Origin of the sequence: Sphingomonas sp. GC_Shp_6 (assembly GCF_026540835.1) — a bacterium.
Taxonomy (GTDB): domain Bacteria; phylum Pseudomonadota; class Alphaproteobacteria; order Sphingomonadales; family Sphingomonadaceae; genus Sphingomonas.
On record NZ_JALNUO010000008.1, the window covers coordinates 1 to 18,629 of the forward strand.

16 protein-coding genes and 1 tRNA gene are annotated in these 18,629 nt (G+C 68.0%); 7 read left to right on the forward strand and 10 right to left on the reverse strand.

Annotated features, from left to right (window positions below; genetic code table 11):
• Positions 1-300 (reverse strand): BrnA antitoxin family protein, encoded by a 300-nt coding sequence (locus tag OXQ95_RS10760; RefSeq protein ID WP_267381558.1) that lies wholly within the window; start codon positions 298-300, stop codon positions 1-3.
• The gene (locus OXQ95_RS10765; protein WP_267381559.1) at positions 260-532 is read right to left on the reverse strand and encodes a BrnT family toxin; all 273 of its coding nucleotides are present in this window, start codon (positions 530-532) and stop codon (positions 260-262) included. Before OXQ95_RS10765 ends, OXQ95_RS10760 begins: the two co-directional genes overlap by 41 nt.
• A 273-nt stretch (positions 533-805) precedes the next feature.
• Here OXQ95_RS10765 and OXQ95_RS10770 point away from each other — a divergent pair, with 273 nt between their 5' ends.
• The 5 genes from OXQ95_RS10770 to OXQ95_RS10790 all read left to right on the forward strand — a co-directional run bounded on the left by OXQ95_RS10770 (position 806) and on the right by OXQ95_RS10790 (position 5,290).
• Entirely contained in the window at positions 806-2,074 is a 1,269-nt protein-coding gene (locus OXQ95_RS10770; RefSeq protein WP_267381560.1) for a hypothetical protein, read from the forward strand.
• A gap of 127 nt (positions 2,075-2,201) precedes the next feature.
• Positions 2,202-2,414 (forward strand): cold-shock protein, encoded by a 213-nt coding sequence (locus tag OXQ95_RS10775; RefSeq protein ID WP_242097819.1) that lies wholly within the window; start codon positions 2,202-2,204, stop codon positions 2,412-2,414.
• A 67-nt stretch (positions 2,415-2,481) separates the two neighbouring features.
• Positions 2,482-2,775, forward strand: coding sequence for a hypothetical protein (locus OXQ95_RS10780; protein WP_267381561.1), 294 nt, complete (start codon positions 2,482-2,484; stop codon positions 2,773-2,775).
• Positions 2,776-2,837: 62 nt separating this feature from the next.
• Positions 2,838-3,314 carry a hypothetical protein gene (locus OXQ95_RS10785; RefSeq protein WP_267381562.1) on the forward strand — a complete coding sequence of 159 codons (477 nt, stop codon included), beginning with the start codon at positions 2,838-2,840 and terminating at the stop codon, positions 3,312-3,314.
• A 71-nt stretch (positions 3,315-3,385) separates the two neighbouring features.
• Entirely contained in the window at positions 3,386-5,290 is a 1,905-nt protein-coding gene (locus tag OXQ95_RS10790) for a S9 family peptidase (RefSeq protein ID WP_267381563.1), read from the forward strand.
• Here the strand turns inward: OXQ95_RS10790 and OXQ95_RS10795 are convergent.
• The 6 genes from OXQ95_RS10795 to OXQ95_RS10820 all read right to left on the reverse strand — a co-directional run bounded on the left by OXQ95_RS10795 (position 5,266) and on the right by OXQ95_RS10820 (position 14,526).
• Positions 5,266-6,324 (reverse strand): cell wall hydrolase, encoded by a 1,059-nt coding sequence (locus OXQ95_RS10795; RefSeq protein WP_267381564.1) that lies wholly within the window; start codon positions 6,322-6,324, stop codon positions 5,266-5,268. The two genes, OXQ95_RS10790 and OXQ95_RS10795, sit on opposite strands and share 25 nt — an antisense overlap.
• A gap of 96 nt (positions 6,325-6,420) precedes the next feature.
• Positions 6,421-9,240: a pitrilysin family protein gene (locus tag OXQ95_RS10800; RefSeq protein WP_267381565.1), complete on the reverse strand. Its 2,820-nt coding sequence runs from the start codon at positions 9,238-9,240 to the stop codon at positions 6,421-6,423.
• The gene (locus tag OXQ95_RS10805; RefSeq protein WP_242097813.1) at positions 9,237-9,437 is read right to left on the reverse strand and encodes a hypothetical protein; all 201 of its coding nucleotides are present in this window, start codon (positions 9,435-9,437) and stop codon (positions 9,237-9,239) included. The genes OXQ95_RS10800 and OXQ95_RS10805 overlap by 4 nt, the downstream gene beginning before the upstream one ends.
• Complete coding sequence (gene tgt / locus OXQ95_RS10810) at positions 9,434-10,582, reverse strand: tRNA guanosine(34) transglycosylase Tgt (protein ID WP_267381566.1); 1,149 nt, start codon at positions 10,580-10,582, stop codon at positions 9,434-9,436. The genes OXQ95_RS10805 and tgt overlap by 4 nt, the downstream gene beginning before the upstream one ends.
• Positions 10,579-11,040: an EF-hand domain-containing protein gene (locus OXQ95_RS10815; protein ID WP_267381567.1), complete on the reverse strand. Its 462-nt coding sequence runs from the start codon at positions 11,038-11,040 to the stop codon at positions 10,579-10,581. Before OXQ95_RS10815 ends, tgt begins: the two co-directional genes overlap by 4 nt.
• Positions 11,041-11,319: 279 nt before the next feature.
• Complete coding sequence (locus OXQ95_RS10820) at positions 11,320-14,526, reverse strand: TonB-dependent receptor (protein ID WP_267381568.1); 3,207 nt, start codon at positions 14,524-14,526, stop codon at positions 11,320-11,322.
• A 299-nt stretch (positions 14,527-14,825) separates the two neighbouring features.
• Here OXQ95_RS10820 and OXQ95_RS10825 point away from each other — a divergent pair, with 299 nt between their 5' ends.
• A complete protein-coding gene (locus OXQ95_RS10825) occupies positions 14,826-15,797 on the forward strand; it encodes a recombinase family protein (RefSeq protein WP_267381569.1) in 972 nt (323 codons plus the stop codon).
• On the opposite strand, the gene OXQ95_RS10830 is transcribed toward OXQ95_RS10825, so the two are convergent.
• Positions 15,763-15,836: transfer RNA gene (locus OXQ95_RS10830), tRNA-Gly, on the reverse strand. The two genes, OXQ95_RS10825 and OXQ95_RS10830, sit on opposite strands and share 35 nt — an antisense overlap.
• 103 nt (positions 15,837-15,939) lie before the next feature.
• Between OXQ95_RS10830 and OXQ95_RS10835 the strand changes: the two genes are divergently transcribed.
• Positions 15,940-17,223, forward strand: coding sequence for an isoprenylcysteine carboxylmethyltransferase family protein (locus OXQ95_RS10835; RefSeq protein ID WP_267381570.1), 1,284 nt, complete (start codon positions 15,940-15,942; stop codon positions 17,221-17,223).
• Here OXQ95_RS10835 and OXQ95_RS10840 read toward each other — a convergent pair.
• Positions 17,220-18,581 (reverse strand): glutamate--cysteine ligase, encoded by a 1,362-nt coding sequence (locus tag OXQ95_RS10840; RefSeq protein ID WP_267381571.1) that lies wholly within the window; start codon positions 18,579-18,581, stop codon positions 17,220-17,222. The two genes, OXQ95_RS10835 and OXQ95_RS10840, sit on opposite strands and share 4 nt — an antisense overlap.
• Positions 18,582-18,629 lie beyond the last annotated feature (48 nt).

Consider the following 18,629-nt stretch of genomic DNA (forward strand, 5'->3'; position numbering starts at 1 on the left):
CTACGATAATCTTGCGATTTTGCGCAACGCTTCGTTTAATCGCCCCTGCCAGCCCGGCCCGCTCTCGCGAAACCACGCGAGCACGTCCGCATCCAGTCGCAGCGTTACCTGCTGCTTGGCCTTGTCGCGCTGCGGCGGTCGGCCGCGGACAATGCCGTTCGGACCGAGATGGCCCGTCGCCGGGCGAACGACCTTGCCGCCCACGGCGATTTCGGCCGCATCGAACATCTCGTCCGTCCATTCCGGCGCGTCGTCGGGGTCAACCCATTCGGTGACGATAGCGGGCTTGCTCGCGGTCATTGGCTTTCCTCATCGATATGATCCGTCGACCTTCTGCGGTTTCGCTCCAGATCAGCACCACCATGCGACCGTTCAGCAGGCCGAAGGTCGAAAAGCGGCGCTCGGCATAGACGAACCGCGTGTCTTCGAAGGTGAAGGTCGGTCCTTCGAACACCGTCCCGGCATCGGTGAAATCGAGTCCGCGCTCTTGCAGCGTGACGTCCCGTTTGAGCGGATCGAAGCTGATCTCCACGCATACCTCTTTATGTAGCTACATAATGTCGGTCGTCAAGCGGGAGTGTGTGGATGGGCCGCGCATCTCGCAACCGGAGAAGCATCGGATGTGAGAAGGGGTGGCGGGTCACGCCGCGGCAAAGCCGCGTCGTCGGTCGGGGCTGCTGGCCCCGCCGGCCGGGCCCGCGCCCGGAGGCTCGCCTTTGGCTGCGCCAAATTCTCGCGGCGCGGGCTGTCCTACACACCCCGTTCCGGCATATCTGCTCGGCCCTCTCGTGACACGGAGGACCCCATGCCCCACCCGCACTGGCTGGCGCGGCGTGTGGTGGGCGGTTGGGTGGCGGTCGCCTGCGCGCGCGTCGGCATGGCGGTGTCGAGCGCCTATGCGCTGCGCCGGCGGGCGACGGGCGCGACCTTCGCGCTGGCGTGGGACGGGGCGCGGCTGCTCGGGCGCGAGCGGCTGGGCGACGAACTGCACGAACGCGCGATCGCCGGCGTCACCGAGACGATCGAGCGTCCCGACGGCAGCGTCGTCACCCGCCACCGCTACGACAACCGGCTCGCCACGATGATGCTCCACCGCGCGGATCGCCAGGCGGCCGCGCAGGACGGCGCTGCCGGGCAGGCCGCGCGGCTGGTCGCCGCCGAGTTCGACGCGTTCCTCGATCTGCTCGACCGCGAGGCGGGGCCGGCGCGCGCGGGCCTGTTCCTGGCCACGAGGCTGGGCGACGATGCCGCCGATCTCGCTCCCGTGATCGCGCTGGCGCGGGCGGACACGTGGCTGCGCACCGGCACGGGGCGGCTGATGGAGGTGGAGATGGCCGATCTCGATCCCGCCCGCCGCGCGGAATGGACCGCCGGGCAATGGCTGCGCGCGGAGGCGGCCGGGCTGGTGGCGCTGGGCGGTGCGGCGGCGGCGCCGGGCGAAGCGGAGGATGCGTCCACGCCTCCACTTCCTCCACTTCGGTACGAGTCCGAGGGGCCCGACCCGGTGTGGTGGTGCAGCGACGGCGGCCGCTGGATGACGCGCTTTCCGCCGCCGGCCGGGTTCGATGGCTATGAGGACGGCGATTATGGCGACGTCGACTATGAGCGCGGGCTCGACGACGCGGAAGAGGCGGCGATGGAGGCCGCCGCCGATGCCGAACTGGCGCCGCGCCGGATCCGCGATGCGCGCGAACGCGACGCCTGGTTCGCCGCGCTGACGCAGCGCGGGGAGGGGGAGGGCACGGCGGATGCCGTTTCCGTGTGGGAGCCTCCCGCGCGAGCGGCGCCTGACGCGCTGGAGCCTCCTGCCACCCTGGAGCCTCTTCTCACCCCAGGCGCTACCTTGTACCCCGGCGGAGGCCGGGGCCCAGTTGGAACGTCTTCCGCGATGGAGGGCGGCGCGTCGTCACAGGCGTCTCCCGACTGGGCCCCGGCCTTCGCCGGGGTACAAGTCGAGTGCAAGGTGGAGTGCCGAGCGGGGAACACAGCGGCGCGCGAACCGGCATCGCCCCGCACCGCGCCGCCCCCCGGCCCTGCACCCGATTTGCCAAACTGCGCGATTGCGCCCATATGAGGCGGGCTACAGTCGCACATCGACGGTCTACGGCGCTCTTGCGGCTCCTTTCTCCTTCTTTCCCTGCTGCCTCGCGACCGAGCGGGCCCGGCAGTCGGGCACGCCCACGAAGAAGAAAGTATCTCCCATGGCCATCACCGGCACCGTCAAGTTCTTCAACGCCGACAAGGGCTATGGCTTCATCGCCCCCGAGGATGGCGGCGCGGACGCGTTCGTGCACATCACCGCCGTCGAGCGTGCGGGCATGCAGACCCTCAACCAGAACCAGCGCGTCACGTACGAGCTGGAGCAGGACCGTCGCGGCAAGACCAGCGCGGTGAACCTCTCCGCCGCGGATTGACGCGAACGGCGCGGCCCGGGCGATCGTCCGGGCCGCTTCCCGACCCCGTACCCGTCTAGGAGATCCCATGGCCGACGAAGCGAACTTCTACCGCCTGCGCGCAGAGGCCGAACAGGCCAATGCCGACGCCGCCCTCCTCGACAATGTCCGCGAGCGTTGCACGCGGGCCGCCAACGCCTGGGGCGCGATGGCCGCCCGTGCCGAGCGCACGCAGGTGTTGCGCGATACGCGCAAGGCCACCACCGAAGCCGCGAACGACCTGGCGGCGGCCGCCGTCCCTGAGAACGGCGCGGCGAACGATCTCGCGCATGACGACGAAGACGACGACGTCGCGCACGACAAGCCTTTGATGATCGGCTGATCCGGAACACGGATCGGCTCCGGTCCGTTCCAGTCCTTCTACGCAGCGAGGGATGAACGGTCATGAATTACGGGAAGATGGGCCTGGGGCTCGCCGCCTTTGCGATCGGCGCGGCGGCCTGGGTGGTGGGCGTCGGCAAGTTCGGGCCGAAGCCTGGCAGCGGCGCCCGGCCCGGCGGAAACGCCGCCCGCTCACCGGCGGACACGATGCCCGGCGTGGGCGCGGTCCCCGGCGACAGCGTCACCGCGCCGATCGACCCGCGCCCCGCCGATATGGCGGCGGCCCCGGTCGGCATGGCGGAACAGCCCAAGCCCGCGCCGAGCGGCCATTCCGATCCCGGTGCCGAGCACGTCCCCACCGATCTGATGGGCGATCATCGCCCCGCTCCCGGCGACCGGGCACCCGAAGCCTTCCGGCCCGATCCCACCGCGGTGCCGACCGCGGACGAGCGCGAGGCGCTTCGCCCGGCGACCGGGCCCGCTCCCACGCTCGTCGCCGATCGCGGCAGCGGCTTCACCGAGGCGACCGGTGCGGCCTGACGCCGCTTCGACCCCTCGTAATGTTGGAAGCGCTGGGTTAACCGGAGCGGGTCCTTGCGAAAGCCCCGTCCATGCTCCGTCCCGCGCTTCCCCTCGTTGCCCTGATCCTCGCGGCTAGTCCCGCATCCGCACAGGTCCACCGGTTCGCCGCGCTCGCGCTTTCGCCGGCGGGCGACCGGATCGCGGACGTCGAGAGCGGCGACGCGGATCACGGCGCGATCATGGTGCGCGGCCTCGACGGCGCGATCCTGCGCAAGATCGATCCGTGCGCGGCGTGCAGCTATTCGGGGCTGACCTTCGGCCCCGACGGCACGCTGGCCTTCCTGGCGCGGGATCGCGCGGCGGGCGTGGTGCGGCTTTCGGTCGCCGATGCGCGCGGCGCCCGGACCATCGCCACCATCGGCGGCATCGCGCAGACGCCGCGCTTCTCGCCCGACGGCCGCCGCATCGCCTTGCTGGTGACGCTGGCCGCCAACAAGGAGGCGGGGGCTTCGCAGGCGGGCGTCCGGCAGGTCGGCGAGATCGGCGAGGCGAACGACGAACAACGGCTCGCGGTCTTCGACATCGGTGGCACGGTGGCCGCGAAGGACGTGGCGCCGGTCTCGCCCGCCGGCCGCTATGTCTATGAATATGACTGGACGCCCGACGGCGCGGGCTTCGTGGCGACCACTGCGCTCGGCAATGGCGATGCGAACTGGTGGGTGGCGACGCTGGACGCGATCGATGCGCGCACCGGCACCGTCCGTTCGATCGCCAGGCCGTCGACCCAGGCCAATTACCCGCGCGTCTCGCCGGACGGGAAGACCGTCGCTTATATCGGCGGTCTGATGAGCGACTTCGGCTCGGTGGGCGGCGATATCTGGACGGTGCCGATCGGCGGCGGCACGCCAACCGACCGGACGCCCGACTATAAGGCGAGCGTCACCTCGCTCGACTGGACCCGCGGCGGTATCCGCGCGACGACGCTCGCCGGCGCCGAGCAGCAGGTGATCGCGTTCGATCCGGCCAAGGGGCCGGCGGTGCTGTGGAGCCGCCCCGCCAGCCTGGCCGCGGGCGACGGCCGCGCCGCCTATAGCGCGGACGGCCGGATCGCGGCGAGCGTGGTGCAGGATTTCGAACATGCCCCGGCGATCCAGGCGGGGCCCGTCGGCGCGATGCGCGCCGTCACCCACGACAATGATGCGGTGGCGCCGATCGTCGCGTCGCGCAGCATAACCTGGCGCAACGAAGGCCATGACGTGCAGGGCTGGCTGCTGACGCCGCGCACGCCCGTGTCGGGCATGCGGGCGATGGTGGTCGACGTGCATGGCGGGCCGGCGGCGGCGCATGTGCCGGGCTTCGTGACGCCGGGTGGCCTCGGCGACCTGATCGGCGCGGGCTATGCCGTGTTCCTGCCCAATCCGCGCGGCAGCTACGGCCAGGGCGAGGCGTTCACCGCCGCCAACCGCCGCGATTTCGGCGGCGGCGATCTGCGCGATATCCTGTCGGGGATCGACGCGGTGGAGAAGGTCGCGCCGATCGACGATGCGCGGCTGGGGCTGATGGGCGGCAGCTATGGCGGCTTCATGGCGATGTGGGCCAACACGCAGACCAACCGGTTCAAGGCGATCCTGGCGGCCGCGGGCCTGTCGGACTGGACGAGCTATTACGGCACCAACGGGATCGACCAGTGGATGATCCCCTATTTCGGCCAGTCGCTCTATGCCGATCCCGACATCTACCGGAAGCTGTCGCCGATCACCTATGTGACGCGCGCGAAGACGCCGACCTTCATCTCGGTGGGGGAGCGCGACATCGAGGTGCCGCCCACCCAGTCGGTCGAATGGTGGAGCGGGTTGAAGGCGATGGGCGTGCCGACGTCGCTCGTCATCTATCCGGACGAGGGGCACGGCATCCGCGGTGCGGCGAATGCGGCCGATGTGCGGCGCCGCTCGCTCGCCTGGCTCGCCCGTTATTTGGGGCCGGCGAGGCCGTAGAGCGGCTTGCCCGAATCCTTCCACCGGTCGAGTACTTGCGACGCGGGGGGCAGGTTGTCGGTGGGCGCGGGTGTCGGGCGGATCGTGCCGCTGTCGCGATAGGCGGGCTGCACCGTGGCGGCGGGCGTGACGGGCGCAGGGGCGGCGGCGGGGGCGGGCACGATCGTCGCGAGCGCCACCGGCGGCGCGGCGACCGGGACGTGCGGCCCCGGCACCGGCTCGCCGCCGCGGTAGTGCTGGCTGAAGGCGGCGGCAGTGCCCCAATAGCCCTTCCACCGGTGAAAGAAATGCGCGCCCACCGCATCGGTCATCACCAGCGCGCGGTTCCAGGCGGGGGTCACCGCATAGGTGTGGTAATGCGTGGCAAGCCCCACCGGCGCGAAGACATACCCCGCCAGCGCCGCGCCCGCGACATGCGCCGCGCGCGCCCAGCCGGCGCGCGACGGCACGCGTGCGGTGGCGCCGTCGCAGGCGAAGCTGAACTGGCAGCCGGCATGTTCGGAGCCCTGATAGACGACGCCGCACACCGTCGCGGGAAAGGCGGGGTGGCGAACGCGGTTGAGCACCACCTGCGCCACCGCCTGCTGCCCGGCATCGGGTTCGGAGGCCGCCTCGTAATAGATCGCGGCGGTCAGGCATTCCGCCGCCCGCGCCCGGTCCGTGGCACCACCGGCAAAGGCGAAGGGGCGGGCGGGAACGACGCCGGTGTTCGCCGCCACGATCGCGGCGGCCATGGCGGCCGGAATGGGCAGGGCGGGCAACGGCGCGGTGCCCGTCGTGCCCCGGGCCGGCGCCGCCATCGCCGGGCGCGGGCCTTCGCCGGCATAGAGCAGCGCCGCGCCCGGGAAATGCGCGTCCGCTTCATAGCCGCTGGCCGTAGCACCGATGGTCGCCGCGGCCGGCGCGGCATGATCCGCCTCCACCGCCCGCCACGCCGCATGCGCGATCATGGCCAGCAGCGCCGCCAGACCCAGCCCGGCCAGCACCAGCCAGACCCGAGTCACCACCCGCCATGTCGTCGCCCGAACCCGCATCCGCGCGGCCCTAGCCGATCGCGCCGCCGCCGTCCGCCTGCGAATGCGGCCCGTCCCGCTCCGGGGCGAAGAGGGCGCCCGGCAATGTTCGGCGGATCATCGCAGCGCGGGCACGTCGAGCTTCAGCGCGGCGGACGGGATCACCTCGAGCTGCGGATAGACCTTACGCAGCGCGGGCAGGAACTGCCGTGCGTCGCCCGCCACGACGATGCTGGCGGGTGCGGGATCGAGCAGCGCGACCGACACTTTCTGCTCGGCATCCGCATCCACCGCCTGCACGCGATCGGTGAAGCGCTGCAGTTCGGCAAGCGGCACGTCCTCCTCGACATAATTGGCGAGCAGCCCGGCGGCACCACCCGTCGTCTCGATCGTCGCGCCGAAATTGCCGACGAGCACCGCCTTGCGCGTCTCGATCTCGCCGGGCGATGCCGGTGCTGCGCCCATCGCGCGCATCTGCGCGACGATCAGCTCGATCACTTCGGCCGCCGAGGGGTTCTTGGTCTGCGTGCGCGCGGCGATCAGGCCGGGTTCGCGGCGGGCCTGCATGCTGCTGCCCGCCCCATAGGCCAAGCCGCGCTTGATGCGGATTTCCTGGTTCAACCGCGACGAGAAGCCGCCGCCAAGGATCGTGTTGGCCAGGGCAAGCGGATAATAGCGCGGGTCGGCGCGCGCGATCCCGGTGCGCGCCACGACCACGCCGGCCTGGCCCGCATCGGGCATGTCGACCACGATCACGCGTGGGGCAGGTGCCGCGAGTGGCGGCGCCATGGGGGCCGCCGCGGCATCGGCGACATGCCAATCGGCGAACCGCGCATTGGCAAGCGCGGTGGCCTTGGCGGGGGTGATGTCGCCGACGAGGATCAGCGTGGTGCGCGCCGGCACCCAGCTCCGCCGATAGCTCGCCGTCAGGTCGCCCCGCGTGATCGCGGCGAGCGAGGCGGGCGTTCCTTCCAGGGGGGCGCCATAGGGATGCGCGCCGAATACCGCGCGCGAGGCGGCAAGGGCTGCCACCTGCGCCGGGTTCTTCAGCGCCACGCCTGCCGCATCGACCGCCTGCGCGCGGGCGCGTTCGATCTCGGGCGCGGCGAAGGCGGGGTTGCGCGCGACATCCGCCAGGATGTCCATGGCGGGGGCGAGCTGGTCCGACTTCACCGTCACATCGATCGTCGCGCCGTCGCGGTCCGCATCGCTGCCGATCGATCCGCCGAGCGACTCGATCGCACGCGCGATCTGCGTCGCGGACCGAGTCGCGGTGCCCTTGGTGAGCAGCGTGGCCGACAGGCTGGCCGCACCCGCGGGCGCCCGCGTGTCCGCCGCGCCGCCGCGCGCGACCAACGTCGCCGTGACGAGCGGCAGGCCGTGGCGTTCGAGCGTGACGAGCCGGATGCCGTTCGCCAGCACCGTCTCCACCGGCTGCGGCACGTTGGGTTTCACCGCCGCCGCGACGGGCGGCAGCGAGGCGCGCTCTGCAGCGCTCGCGGGGGTGACGATCGCGACGTCGCGGGGCGGGGCGAGGTCGGCCACGACGACGCTGGGCGAGACCGCGATCGTGTCCGCCACCGCGCTGGCCGGTTTGCTCTCGATCGGCAGATAGCGGATCGTCACCGCCTGATCGTCGGCGAGATAGGCGCGCGCCACGCGCTGCACGTCGGCGGCGCTGACGGTCGCGATCGCGGCGAGCTGGCGGTCGGCATCGTGCGGGTCGCCATCGATGATGGCGGACGAGGCGATGGTGCGTGCCTTGCCCTCGGCGGTCTCCCGGCTCCTGAGCGTCGCGGTGACGATCTGGTTCTTCGCCTGCGCCAGATCGGCCGCGCTCACGGGCGTGTCGCGCAGCGCCGCGATCTCGCGCTTCAACGCGGCCTCGCCCAACGCGACGTCCTTGCCGCCGGCCATGATCGCATAGACCGCGAGGTTGCCCGTGCCCTGCTTGGTGTCGAGGCTGGCCGCCGCATCCTGCGCGAGCTGGTCGCGATAGACGAGCGACTGATAGAGCCGTGAGCTTTCGCCGGTCGCCAGGATCGTCTGGAGGACGGTCAGCGCCGGCACGTCGGGCGCGCGATCGGGCGGCACGTGATAGCTGAGCAGCACGGCCGGCAGCGGCGTGTTGGCTTCATAGACGGTGTAGGACACCGCCTGCGTGCGCGGCGGCTCGACCACCGTGACGCGGGGGATCGGTGTGGAAGGGCGGGCGATCCCGGCGAAATACCGGTCCACCCATGCGTTCAGTTGCGCAGGATCGAAATTGCCCGACACGACCAGGATCGCATTGTCCGGCCGGTAATAGGTCGCATGAAACGCGCGCACATCGTCGATCGAGGCGGATTCGAGGTTGGGGATGCTGCCGATCGTCGAGCGCGCATAGGGATGGCGCGTGTACGAGGCGGCGGACAGATCGACCGAGAACAGCTTGCCATAGGGGCGGGCGAGCGTGCTCTGGCGCAACTCCTCCTCGACCACGGCACGTTCCGAACCGAAGCTCCTGGGCTCGACGACGAGGCTCGCCATCCGGTCCGCCTCGGCAAACAGCAGCCGCTGGAGATGGTTGGCGGGAACCGTCTCGTGATATTCGGTATAGTCGTCGTTGGTGGAGGCGTTGTTGTTGCCGCCGACATCCTCGGTCAGGCGGTCGAACTGTTCGGAGACGAGGTTGCGCGTCGCCTTGAACATCAGATGCTCGAACATGTGCGCGAAGCCCGAGCGACCCTTGGGATCGTCCTTCGAGCCGACATCGTACCACATCTGGATCGCCACGTTGGGCGTCGTCGTGTCGCGGATCGCATAGACGCGCAGCCCGTTGCCGAGCGTGCGTTCGGTGAACGCGATCGGCGGCACCGATGCCGGCGCCGGCGCGGCGATGACCGGCGCGGCGATGCTGCCGATCAGCAGCGCGGCGAACGCGCGACGCAGGCTCACTGGTCCTTGGACCGGTTGGCGAACAGCACCGCGCCCGCGATCGCCGCCGAACCGATCCCGACGCCCAGCCCGATCTTGGCGAGCGGCCAGCTCTTGGCCTTGCCCGTTACCGCCTTGGCGGCGGCTTCGCTGCGCGCCTTGGCCTCCTTGGCGGCGGCGAGGATCTCGTTGGGGGCGTCGTCGGTCGAATCGGTCACGCGGGCTCTCCGGAATGCGAAGCCGCGCCTGCATACAAGGCGCGGAATTGGTTGGCGAACAGGGTGAGTGTCTGCGCCGCGATCGCCGTGCGCAAGTCTGCCATCAGCGTTTCGTAGAACCAGATATTGTGCTCGGTCATCAGCATCGCGCCAAGCATCTCGCCGCTGCGCACCAGATGGTGGAGATAGGCGCGGCTCCAGGTCGCGCAGACCGGGCAGGGGCAGGCGGGATCGAGCGGCCCCCGATCCTCGGCGAACCGGGCGTTGCGGATGTTGATCGGGCCGGTCCGTGCAAAGGCCTGGCCGGTGCGGCCCGAGCGCGTGGGCATCACGCAGTCGAACATGTCGATCCCGCGCTCGACCGCGCCGACGATGTCGGTCGGCTTGCCGACGCCCATCAGATACCGCGGCTTATCGGCGGGCAATTGATCGGGCGCGAAATCGAGACAACCGAACATCGCCTCTTGCCCTTCGCCCACCGCCAGGCCGCCCACCGCATAGCCGTCGAAGCCGATCGCGGTCAGCGCATCCGCCGAGGCCTTGCGCAAGCCCTGGTCGAGCGCGCCCTGCTGGATGCCGAAGATCGCCGCGCCCTCGGCATGCGCGCCGCCGCCGTCGAACGCGTCGCGCGAACGCCGTGCCCAGCGCATCGAACGCTCCATGGCGGCGGCCTGCACTTCAGCCGTCGCGGTGGTCGGCACCAGCTCGTCGAACGCCATGACGATATCCGAGCCGAGCAGCCGCTGGATCTCGATCGAACGTTCCGGCGTCAGCAGGTGCCGCGTGCCGTCGAGATGCGACTTGAACGCGACGCCCTCCTCGCTGCGCTTGGTCAGGTCGGCCAGGCTCATCACTTGATAACCGCCGGAGTCGGTCAGGATCGGGCGGTTCCACCCCATTAACGCATGCAAGCCGCCCAACCGCGCGACCCGCTCGGCGCCGGGGCGCAGCATCAGGTGATAGGTGTTGCCGAGGATGATGTCGGCGCCCGACGCAGCGACGTCGGCGGGCTTCATGCCCTTGACCGTGGCTGCGGTGCCGACCGGCATGAAGGCGGGGGTGCGGATCGTGCCGCGGCGCATCGCGATCGCGCCGGTCCGTGCACGGCCATCGGTCGCCGCGATCGTGAAGGAAAAGCGGCTCACCGGCGCTTCTTCCGCCCGCCCGCGTCGTCCGGCAGGCGTGGCGCGCTCGCGCGGATCGTCACCAGCTCGGTGCGGGTGAGCGCGCCGTCCCGATCGACGTCCAGCCGCTGGAAGATCTGCGCGAAACGGCCCTGAAGTTCGACGAGCGTGATCCGGTCGTCGCCGTTCGCATCCACCTCGAACGGGCTCGGCAGCGCGTTGGCGTCGCCCAGCCAGCGCTTCGCCCACTCGGCATAGGCGATATAGCCGATCGAGCCACCGGCCGCGCCGTCCGCGGTCGCGAAGCTGCGCGCCACGCACGGATCGAGCTCGGCGCGGGTGACGCGCGCATCGCCATCGGCATCGCAGGCAGCGATGAACATCGCGGCGGGATCGACCAAGATGGTGCCGGCGGGTTGCGGCCGGACGGGCGACGCGGCGGGAACCGCCTGCGCGGCAAGCGCGAGGATCAGGAGCATGACCGCCTCATGACAGCCGCCGCGCCGCGCCGCCAGCGGCGTTTTCGGAAGGTCGGAGGCACGCCGAAGATGGAGCGGGTGAAGGGAATCCGCCATTACCGTAAGTGGCTGGTCACGATGGTTTGAGCGTAATCGAAGCCGGAAACGCTTATCGCGCTATCCCAATCTCGACCGAACTACCGGACCCCGAATGGGCAGGCTATTTCTGATCGCCGGTATCGTTTAATCTACAACCCGGATGGCGGACCGGGCAATCTCGCCCTGCCCGCCATCCGGCGATCAAAAGTGTACGCCTGCCCCGACAAGGAACGCCCGACCTACCAGTCCCTGGTAATAGGTGTTGAGCGCTCCCGAGCCTGCCGTCGCGGGATAGGGAATGCCTCTGTTGGTCACGTTGTCGACGTTGACCCGAAAGTTGAACCGGTCGTTCACATGCAGCGTCAGGCTGGTGTTCCAAATCGTGAAACTGCTCACGCCCGTCACGTCACGGGCATTGGCACCATCTTGCACGTCGAATCTGGCCGGGCCGATATACTCGACTTGGTTGAACCAGCTGAACGGCCCCTTGTCGTAGGTCAAGCTGACGTTCACCCGATCGATGCTCTGACCTATGTTGCCGCGCGTGGTCGTCCGCGGTGTGCTGCTGTCGATTATTATGAACTGGCGCAGCGTATGCACGGCGTTGATACTGCCGGTCAGCATTCCGAAGCTACCCAGCCCATGCCGATAGGACAATTCGGCGGTAATGCCGTCAAACCCGAGTCCGCCCTGGTTGATGTACGGCTCCTGCAGCGTCAATACCTGACCGAAATTCTCGCCCGGCGTCTGGTCGCGTTGGATCAGGCCGCAATAGAAGCTGTTCGGATAGTTGGACGAATCGTAACAGCCGCTCAAAACGTTGGCGGCGCTCGATGCGACCACCGTGTCGGCAACGCGAATGTGGATGTAATCGACCGACAGCGACAAGCCGCGCAATAGGCGCGGCGTCAGCACGCTGCCGACCGTCCACGATTTCGCGACCTCGTTGCGCAGGTTGCGATTGCCGACGATGGTGATCGGCTGCGTGAAGGAGGCAATGTTCGAAACGAAGTTGGTCGGCAGTCCGGCCGCCGAGCAATTCTTCTGTCGAACGGCGGGGTTCGGCCCGCTTGTCAGCGACGACGCATCGCATGGATCGAAGCCACCATCAAAGGCGGGCTGGTTGGCCGAGAACAGCTCGGTCACCGCGGGCGCGCGGATGGCCTTGGTGTAGTTGCCGCGGATCGCCAGACCGCCGATCGGCGACCAGCGGCCACCCGCCGTCCAGGTGAAGGCATTGCCAGCCAACGAATTCCAGACTTGTCGTCCTGCTGCATTCAGCTCCAGTTCGTGGACGAGCGGAATGTGTTGATCAGGGCCGATCAACGGCGCGCGCATCTCGCCGAACAATTCATTCGTAATGTACGATCCCTCTACGCCCAAGATCGGGATGCTGCGGCCGAGCGGAATCGTGTAATAGGCGTCCGGCGAGAACCGCGAATATTCCCGGCGGTTCTCGTATCCCACCGAGACGCCCAGATCGCCGCCGGGCAGCGTGAAGAGCGACCCGGTCAACGTTGCGAGGAAATCACGCTGCGAGGTGATCGCGTCAGTAATCGCGTTGGTGGTGACGTAATCCTTCGCCGCTTGGCTGGGGGCACCATTACCGAACAGGTTAAGCGGCGCACAGGTGGTAGAGATTGTACCGCCGTAGGGCTGGCTGTAATCGGGCGTATTGGGATCGGTGCGCACCAGCGGCGGCTGCGTCGGGTCGCTGGAGCTTGGATTGAATGGCAGGCAGACGATGTTGCCGTTCGCGTCCCGGCCGACGTTCAGAGCGCGGCGAAGGTTCGGCTCGACCAGCGAGGGAATGATCGACCGCGTCTTGGTACGCCCGTAATTGGCGGAAACCTCGTAGGTGAACTTGTGACCGAGGGCGCCGAAATCGCCGCGGAGGCCGCCGACAAACCGGTACAGGTCTTGATCCGCCTTTGCGACGCCGGAGACAAGGTCCGTATTGGCGCGACCGACATAGAAATTGGCGTCGTTGCCGGCCGGCAGACCATTGGTGATCAGGTTCTGTCGAATGATGTTGCGTGCCTGATCGGTTAAGAACGGGTTGCTGAGCTTGAAGATGTAGTTGCCGTTGACGTCGAACGTGCCGAGCGGATTCTGTGCGAAGAACGCCGTGTTATAGACGGGCTGGCCGGCCAGATTGGTCGCCTTGTTCTTAGAATACCAGCCTTCGCCGAACAGCTCGATACCGTCGCTGATCTTGAAGTTCGCCAGTGCCGTCACATTGACGCGATCGTCGGTCACGCGAAGATTGGAGATGTCACCTAGGTTGAGCTGGTCGCCGCCGAGGAAAGTGCTGGATGAATTGGTACGCGTGCCAAGGTCCCACGGAACGAGCGTACCGTCCGGTGCGAAATGCACGAATTGGCCGGCGGAGTTCACCACGCTCTGATTCGCGCGGATGGTTGCACCGTCCTTGAAATAGGGGTTGCCGCCCGGATAGCCAAGAAACGTGCGAACGTTCGAGACGAGCACGTTGCTGTAAGGCGACTGAAAGAACGGCGATGCAGGATTGGTCGTGCCGTAGGGCTGGATGAAGCCGAGGTTCTGGCTCGTGATGGCACGCTGACTGCCCACTAGGCCATCGTCGTGATTATATTCCGCATCCACCGTAATGTTGCCGCGGCCATCGGCGAAATTTCGGCCGACCAGCGCGCGAATACGTTGGTTGCCGAGGTCGCCCAGCTGACTGATGCCGGACTGCGCGTCGATGTCGACGCCCTGATAGTCCTTGCGCAGAATGATGTTCACCGTGCCGGCGATCGCGTCCGAACCGTAGATCGGTGCGCCGCCGATCGAGATCGTCTCGACGCGATCGATCAGCTTCGTCGGAATGGTGTTGAGGTCGACCTGCGTTCCCGCCCCGGCCGAGGAAAAGGGCGTTGCAGGGTTGGCGCCGACGAAGCGGCGGCCGTTGACCAGCGTCAGCGTCCGCTGCGAGCCGAGTGAGTACAGGTTGACGAAGCTCTGACCGACGCCGAAGCCGTTGCCCTGACCCCCGATCAATGAACTGTCGGGAACGCCGAAGCCGGGAAGCTCGTTGATCGCCCTGGCTACATCCGGATAGCCCCGATTATTCAGCGTGTCAGCGTTCAGCGTAGTGGTCGGCTGCGCATTATCGACCGAGGGACGCCGAATGCGCGATCCCGTAACGACGACATCGTTCTGTGCCGCGGGGACATTGCCGTTAGTCAGGCCAGCGTCGGGCTGGCTGGTCTGATCCTGTGGCGCAGCCGCAGTCGTCGCAGCGGCGCCCGACGATTGACCCCGCTGGTCGGCAGTCGAAGGACTCTGCGAGGCTTGCTGCGCCGACGCAGCGGCTGCAAAAGCCAATGCCGACCACCCCACCGTCAAGGTCCAAAGCGCTTTGCGCCCCGAAAGCCGAGTGACCATGCCGAACCCCCCTTTGATCTTGCAATGAGGTTAGCATGCTGCCCGTCGCCCATGGACACAATCGGTCCGTCGTCGTTCCAGACAACAATTTCAGTTTGTGACGTTTTGGCAACATATTTGTAATAGACGTAAGCTGACCGCGATCTTTCCCCGGCGATTGCCATCGATCCTCAACGCGTTATCATCCTCGATCCGCCGCTGCGGGCTCGTCTGACAACCAAGCTGACTCTGCCTGAGCCGGCGGAGCGTATATTGGCGGCAAACCTCACCGCCAATGTGGCCACGATAGGGCAAAACACATGACAACTCTCCGCAGTCGAGAGCGAAAGCGGGCCAACGGCCTACTCCAGAACGAACTCTACATCGGCCGCATCGTCCACAACCGTACCTCGAAGGTGGTCGAGCCGATGACGCGCCGTGTGCGGATCCGTCCGAACCCGCAAGACCAGTGGGTGATCGAGGAGGTGCCGCACCTGCGCATTGTCGCCCAGGAACTCTGGGACAAGGTGCAGAGCGGGCTGCGCCGCCGCGAAGGTGGTGTGCCCGCCACGCATCGGCGTGCCCGGCATATGCTGTCCGGCCTCGGCGTATGTGGAACGTGCGGCGGACCGTGGAACCTGCGGAGCGGCACCTATTGGAGCTGCGGTAGCCGGATCGAAGGCAGCGGCTGCACCAACAACCGGACGATCTCGACGGACAGGTATGAGAGCCGGGTGCTTGAGGGTCTTCGCGAACGGATGCTCGATCCCGATCTCGTCGAAATCTTCGTCGCGGAATATCGTGAGGAATATGCCAAGCGCGCCGTCCGGTTGCGGCGAGAACGTGGTGCCGTCGAGCGGCGACTGGCCGCCGCCACCGCGACGATCGACCGCCTGGTCGCCGCGATTGCCTCCGGCGCCGGGTCGTTCGAGCAGGTCCGCGATGCGCTCGGAAAGGCTCGAGCCGATTATGATGCGGCGACCGCCGAACTGCAGGACCAGGACGCGGTCCCGGTCGTCGCGCTGCATCCCGCGATCGTCGCCGACTATCGCCGGCAGGTCGCCGCTTTACAGGCGGCGCTTGCCGACCCCGAAGCCGGACCGCAGGCGACGACGGCATTGCGCGCGCTCATCGACCGGATCGTGATGACACCCAATTCCGACGGGCGCGGAGTGGCCATTCAGGTCGAAGGACGCCTTGCCGGCATCGTCGCGCTCGCCACCGGGAACGAGCCGCCGGAGGCACTTACTCTAAAGGTGGAGCGGGTGAAGGGAATCGAACCCTCGTCGTAAGCTTGGAAGGCTTCTGCTCTACCATTGAGCTACACCCGCGTGCCTCACCCGGTTAGCCGGGGCGGGGGCGGGGTGCAAGCGGGGGAATGTTTCATGGCTTGCTTACCATTCCCCGCTAAGCCGTGAAGCCATGGATCACGACATGATAGGCGGCTCTGCGACCATGGCCGATCCCCGTCCGCCGTCCGCGGTCAGCCGGGGCGCGGGGCTGGCGGGGCTCGCAGGGTTGCTCGCGTGGCTGGGGCTGGCGGTGCTCTGGCATCTCGACGGGCCTTATTCGGCGCTGGTCGATCTGGCCGCCTGCGCGGTGCCTATGATCGGCTGGTCGCTGCTGGTCGACAAGGTCCACCGCTATCCGAGCACCGGAATCGACTGGCATGCGCCGCGCCCCTGGCGCGAGACGCTGGACACCAGCCTGACGAAGCTTGCGGGCTATTGGGCCACCTGGGCCGGCATCGCGGCGATCTACGGCACGTTCCGCTTCTACTGGAGCGGCAATTGGGTGTTCGCGATGGCGTGTTTCTCGGTCGCCGCGCCCGTGATGTTCGTGGGCTCGATCGCCTATGTGCTGTGGCTGGACCGGCGGCTCGTCGCGCCGCGCGACGGCGCCTGGGCGTTCGGCGCATGGCTGACGGGGCAGGATGGGGTCGAGCGCGCCGCGCTCTACAACCATTTGCGGATCTGGGCGGTGAAGGCGTTCTTCCTGGCGTTCATGCTGGCGGGCGTGCCGGGCAATTTCGGGCCGTTCGTGCGGAACGCCGGCACGGGGCTGTTTGCCGATCCGGTGTCGCTGGCGAACGCGCTCGTCGGGTTCATGTTCGTGATCGACATGGTCTTCGCGACGGTCGGCTATATCCTCACCTTCCGCCCGCTCGATTCGCATATCCGCACCGCCAACCCCTATGCCGCGGCCTGGGTGGCGGCGCTGCTCTGCTATCCGCCGACCAGCCTGATGGGCGGGGGCTCGCTGTTCGATTACGGCGTCAACGGCCGCGACTGGGCGTTCTGGTTCCAGTTCCACCCGGTGCTGCTGTGGAGCGCCGGCGCGGCGCTCGTAGTGCTGGCGGGCATCTACGCATCCGCCACCGTCGCGTTCGGGCCGCGCTTTTCCAATCTCACCAACCGCGGAATCCTGACGCACGGCCCCTATGCCTGGTCGCGCCACCCGGCCTATCTTTCCAAGAACCTGTTGTGGTGGCTCACCAGCGTGCCGGTGCTGACGATGGGCAGCACCACCGACGCGATCCGCGCGACCGTGCTGATGGGGGTGGTCAGCGGCATCTATTACTGGCGCGCGAAGACCGAGGAGCGGCATCTGTCCGCCGATCCGGCCTATGTCGCCTATAGCGCATGGATGCAGCGCAACGGCGCGGTGCCGCTGGTCTTCGCGTGGTTGTGGGGACGGCGCCCCCGCGCCGCGGCCTAGAAGCTCTCTTCGTCGTAGACCTTGCTCACGTCGCCGCCCCAGGCGCCGTGATAGCGATCGAGCAGGCTCTGCGCGGGCACCTTGCCCGTACGCACGATTGCGCGCAGCGGATCGAGGAAGCCGGTCTCGTTGTCGCCCGCACGGTTCGTCCGCCCTCGCGCCGACAGCCCGGCGCTCGCGATGTCGAGCACGTCGCTGGCGATATCGCGCAGCCGTCCGCCGCCCGGCAACGGCGCGTCGAGCGCGAGCCGCGGCACCGCGTCGCGCAGCGCCTGGCGCTCGTCGATCGTCCAGCCCTTCACCAGATCCCATGCCGCATCCAGCGCACCCTGATCGTAGAGCAGCCCCACCCACAAGGCGGGCAGCGCGCAGATCCGGTTCCACGGGCCGCCATCGGCGCCGCGCATCTCGAGAAAGGTCTTCAGCCGCACCTCGGGGAAGGCCGTCGACAGATGGTCGTTCCAGTCGTCGAGCGTCGGCTTCTCGCCCGGCAGCACTGCCAGCTCGCCCTTCAGGAAATCGCGGAAGCTGTGGCCCGCCGCGTCGATGTAGCGGCCGTCGCGATAGACGAAGTACATCGGCACATCGAGCGCATATTCGGCATAGCGTTCGTAGCCGAAGCCATCCTCGAACACGAAGGGCAGCATGCCGGTGCGGTGCGGATCGGTGTCCGACCAGATATGGCTGCGATAGGACAGCATGCCGTTGGGCTTGCCCTCGGTGAACGGCGAATTGGCGAACAGTGCGGTCGCGAGCGGCTGGAGCGCCAACCCGACGCGGAACTTCTTCACCATATCGGCTTCGGACGAATAATCGAGATTCACCTGGATCGTGCAGGTGCGCAGCATCATGTCGAGCCCCATGCTGCCGACGCGCGGCATATGGTTCAGCATGATGACATAGCGGCCCTTGGGCATCCGCGGCAGCTCGGCGCGCGTCTTGTCGGGCCACATGCCGAGACCCAGAAAGCCGATCCCGAGCTTCTCGCCCGCGGCCTTCACCTGCTCCAGATGCCGCCCGGTCTCGGCGCAGGTGTCGTGCAGGCTTTCGAGCGGCGCGCCCGACAGTTCGAACTGGCCGGCGGGCTCCAGGCTGATGCTGCCGTCGGCGCCCGACATCGCAATGACGTGATCGCCCTCGTACACCGGCTTCCAGCCATATTGCTCGAGTTCGCCGAGCAGCGCGCGGATGCCGCCGGCCTCGTCATAGGAGGGCGCGTGATGATCGGCGCGCGCATAGACGAACTTCTCATGCTCGGTGCCGATCCGCCAGCGGTCCTTGGGCTTCTCGCCCCGGGCGAAACTCTGGATGAGCTGGTCGCGCGATTCGATGATCGGCTTGGGCGTGGCGGTCGTCATGATCCGCGCCTTACGCTGCGATGAACGGGGCTGCTAGGCCTATCGAGC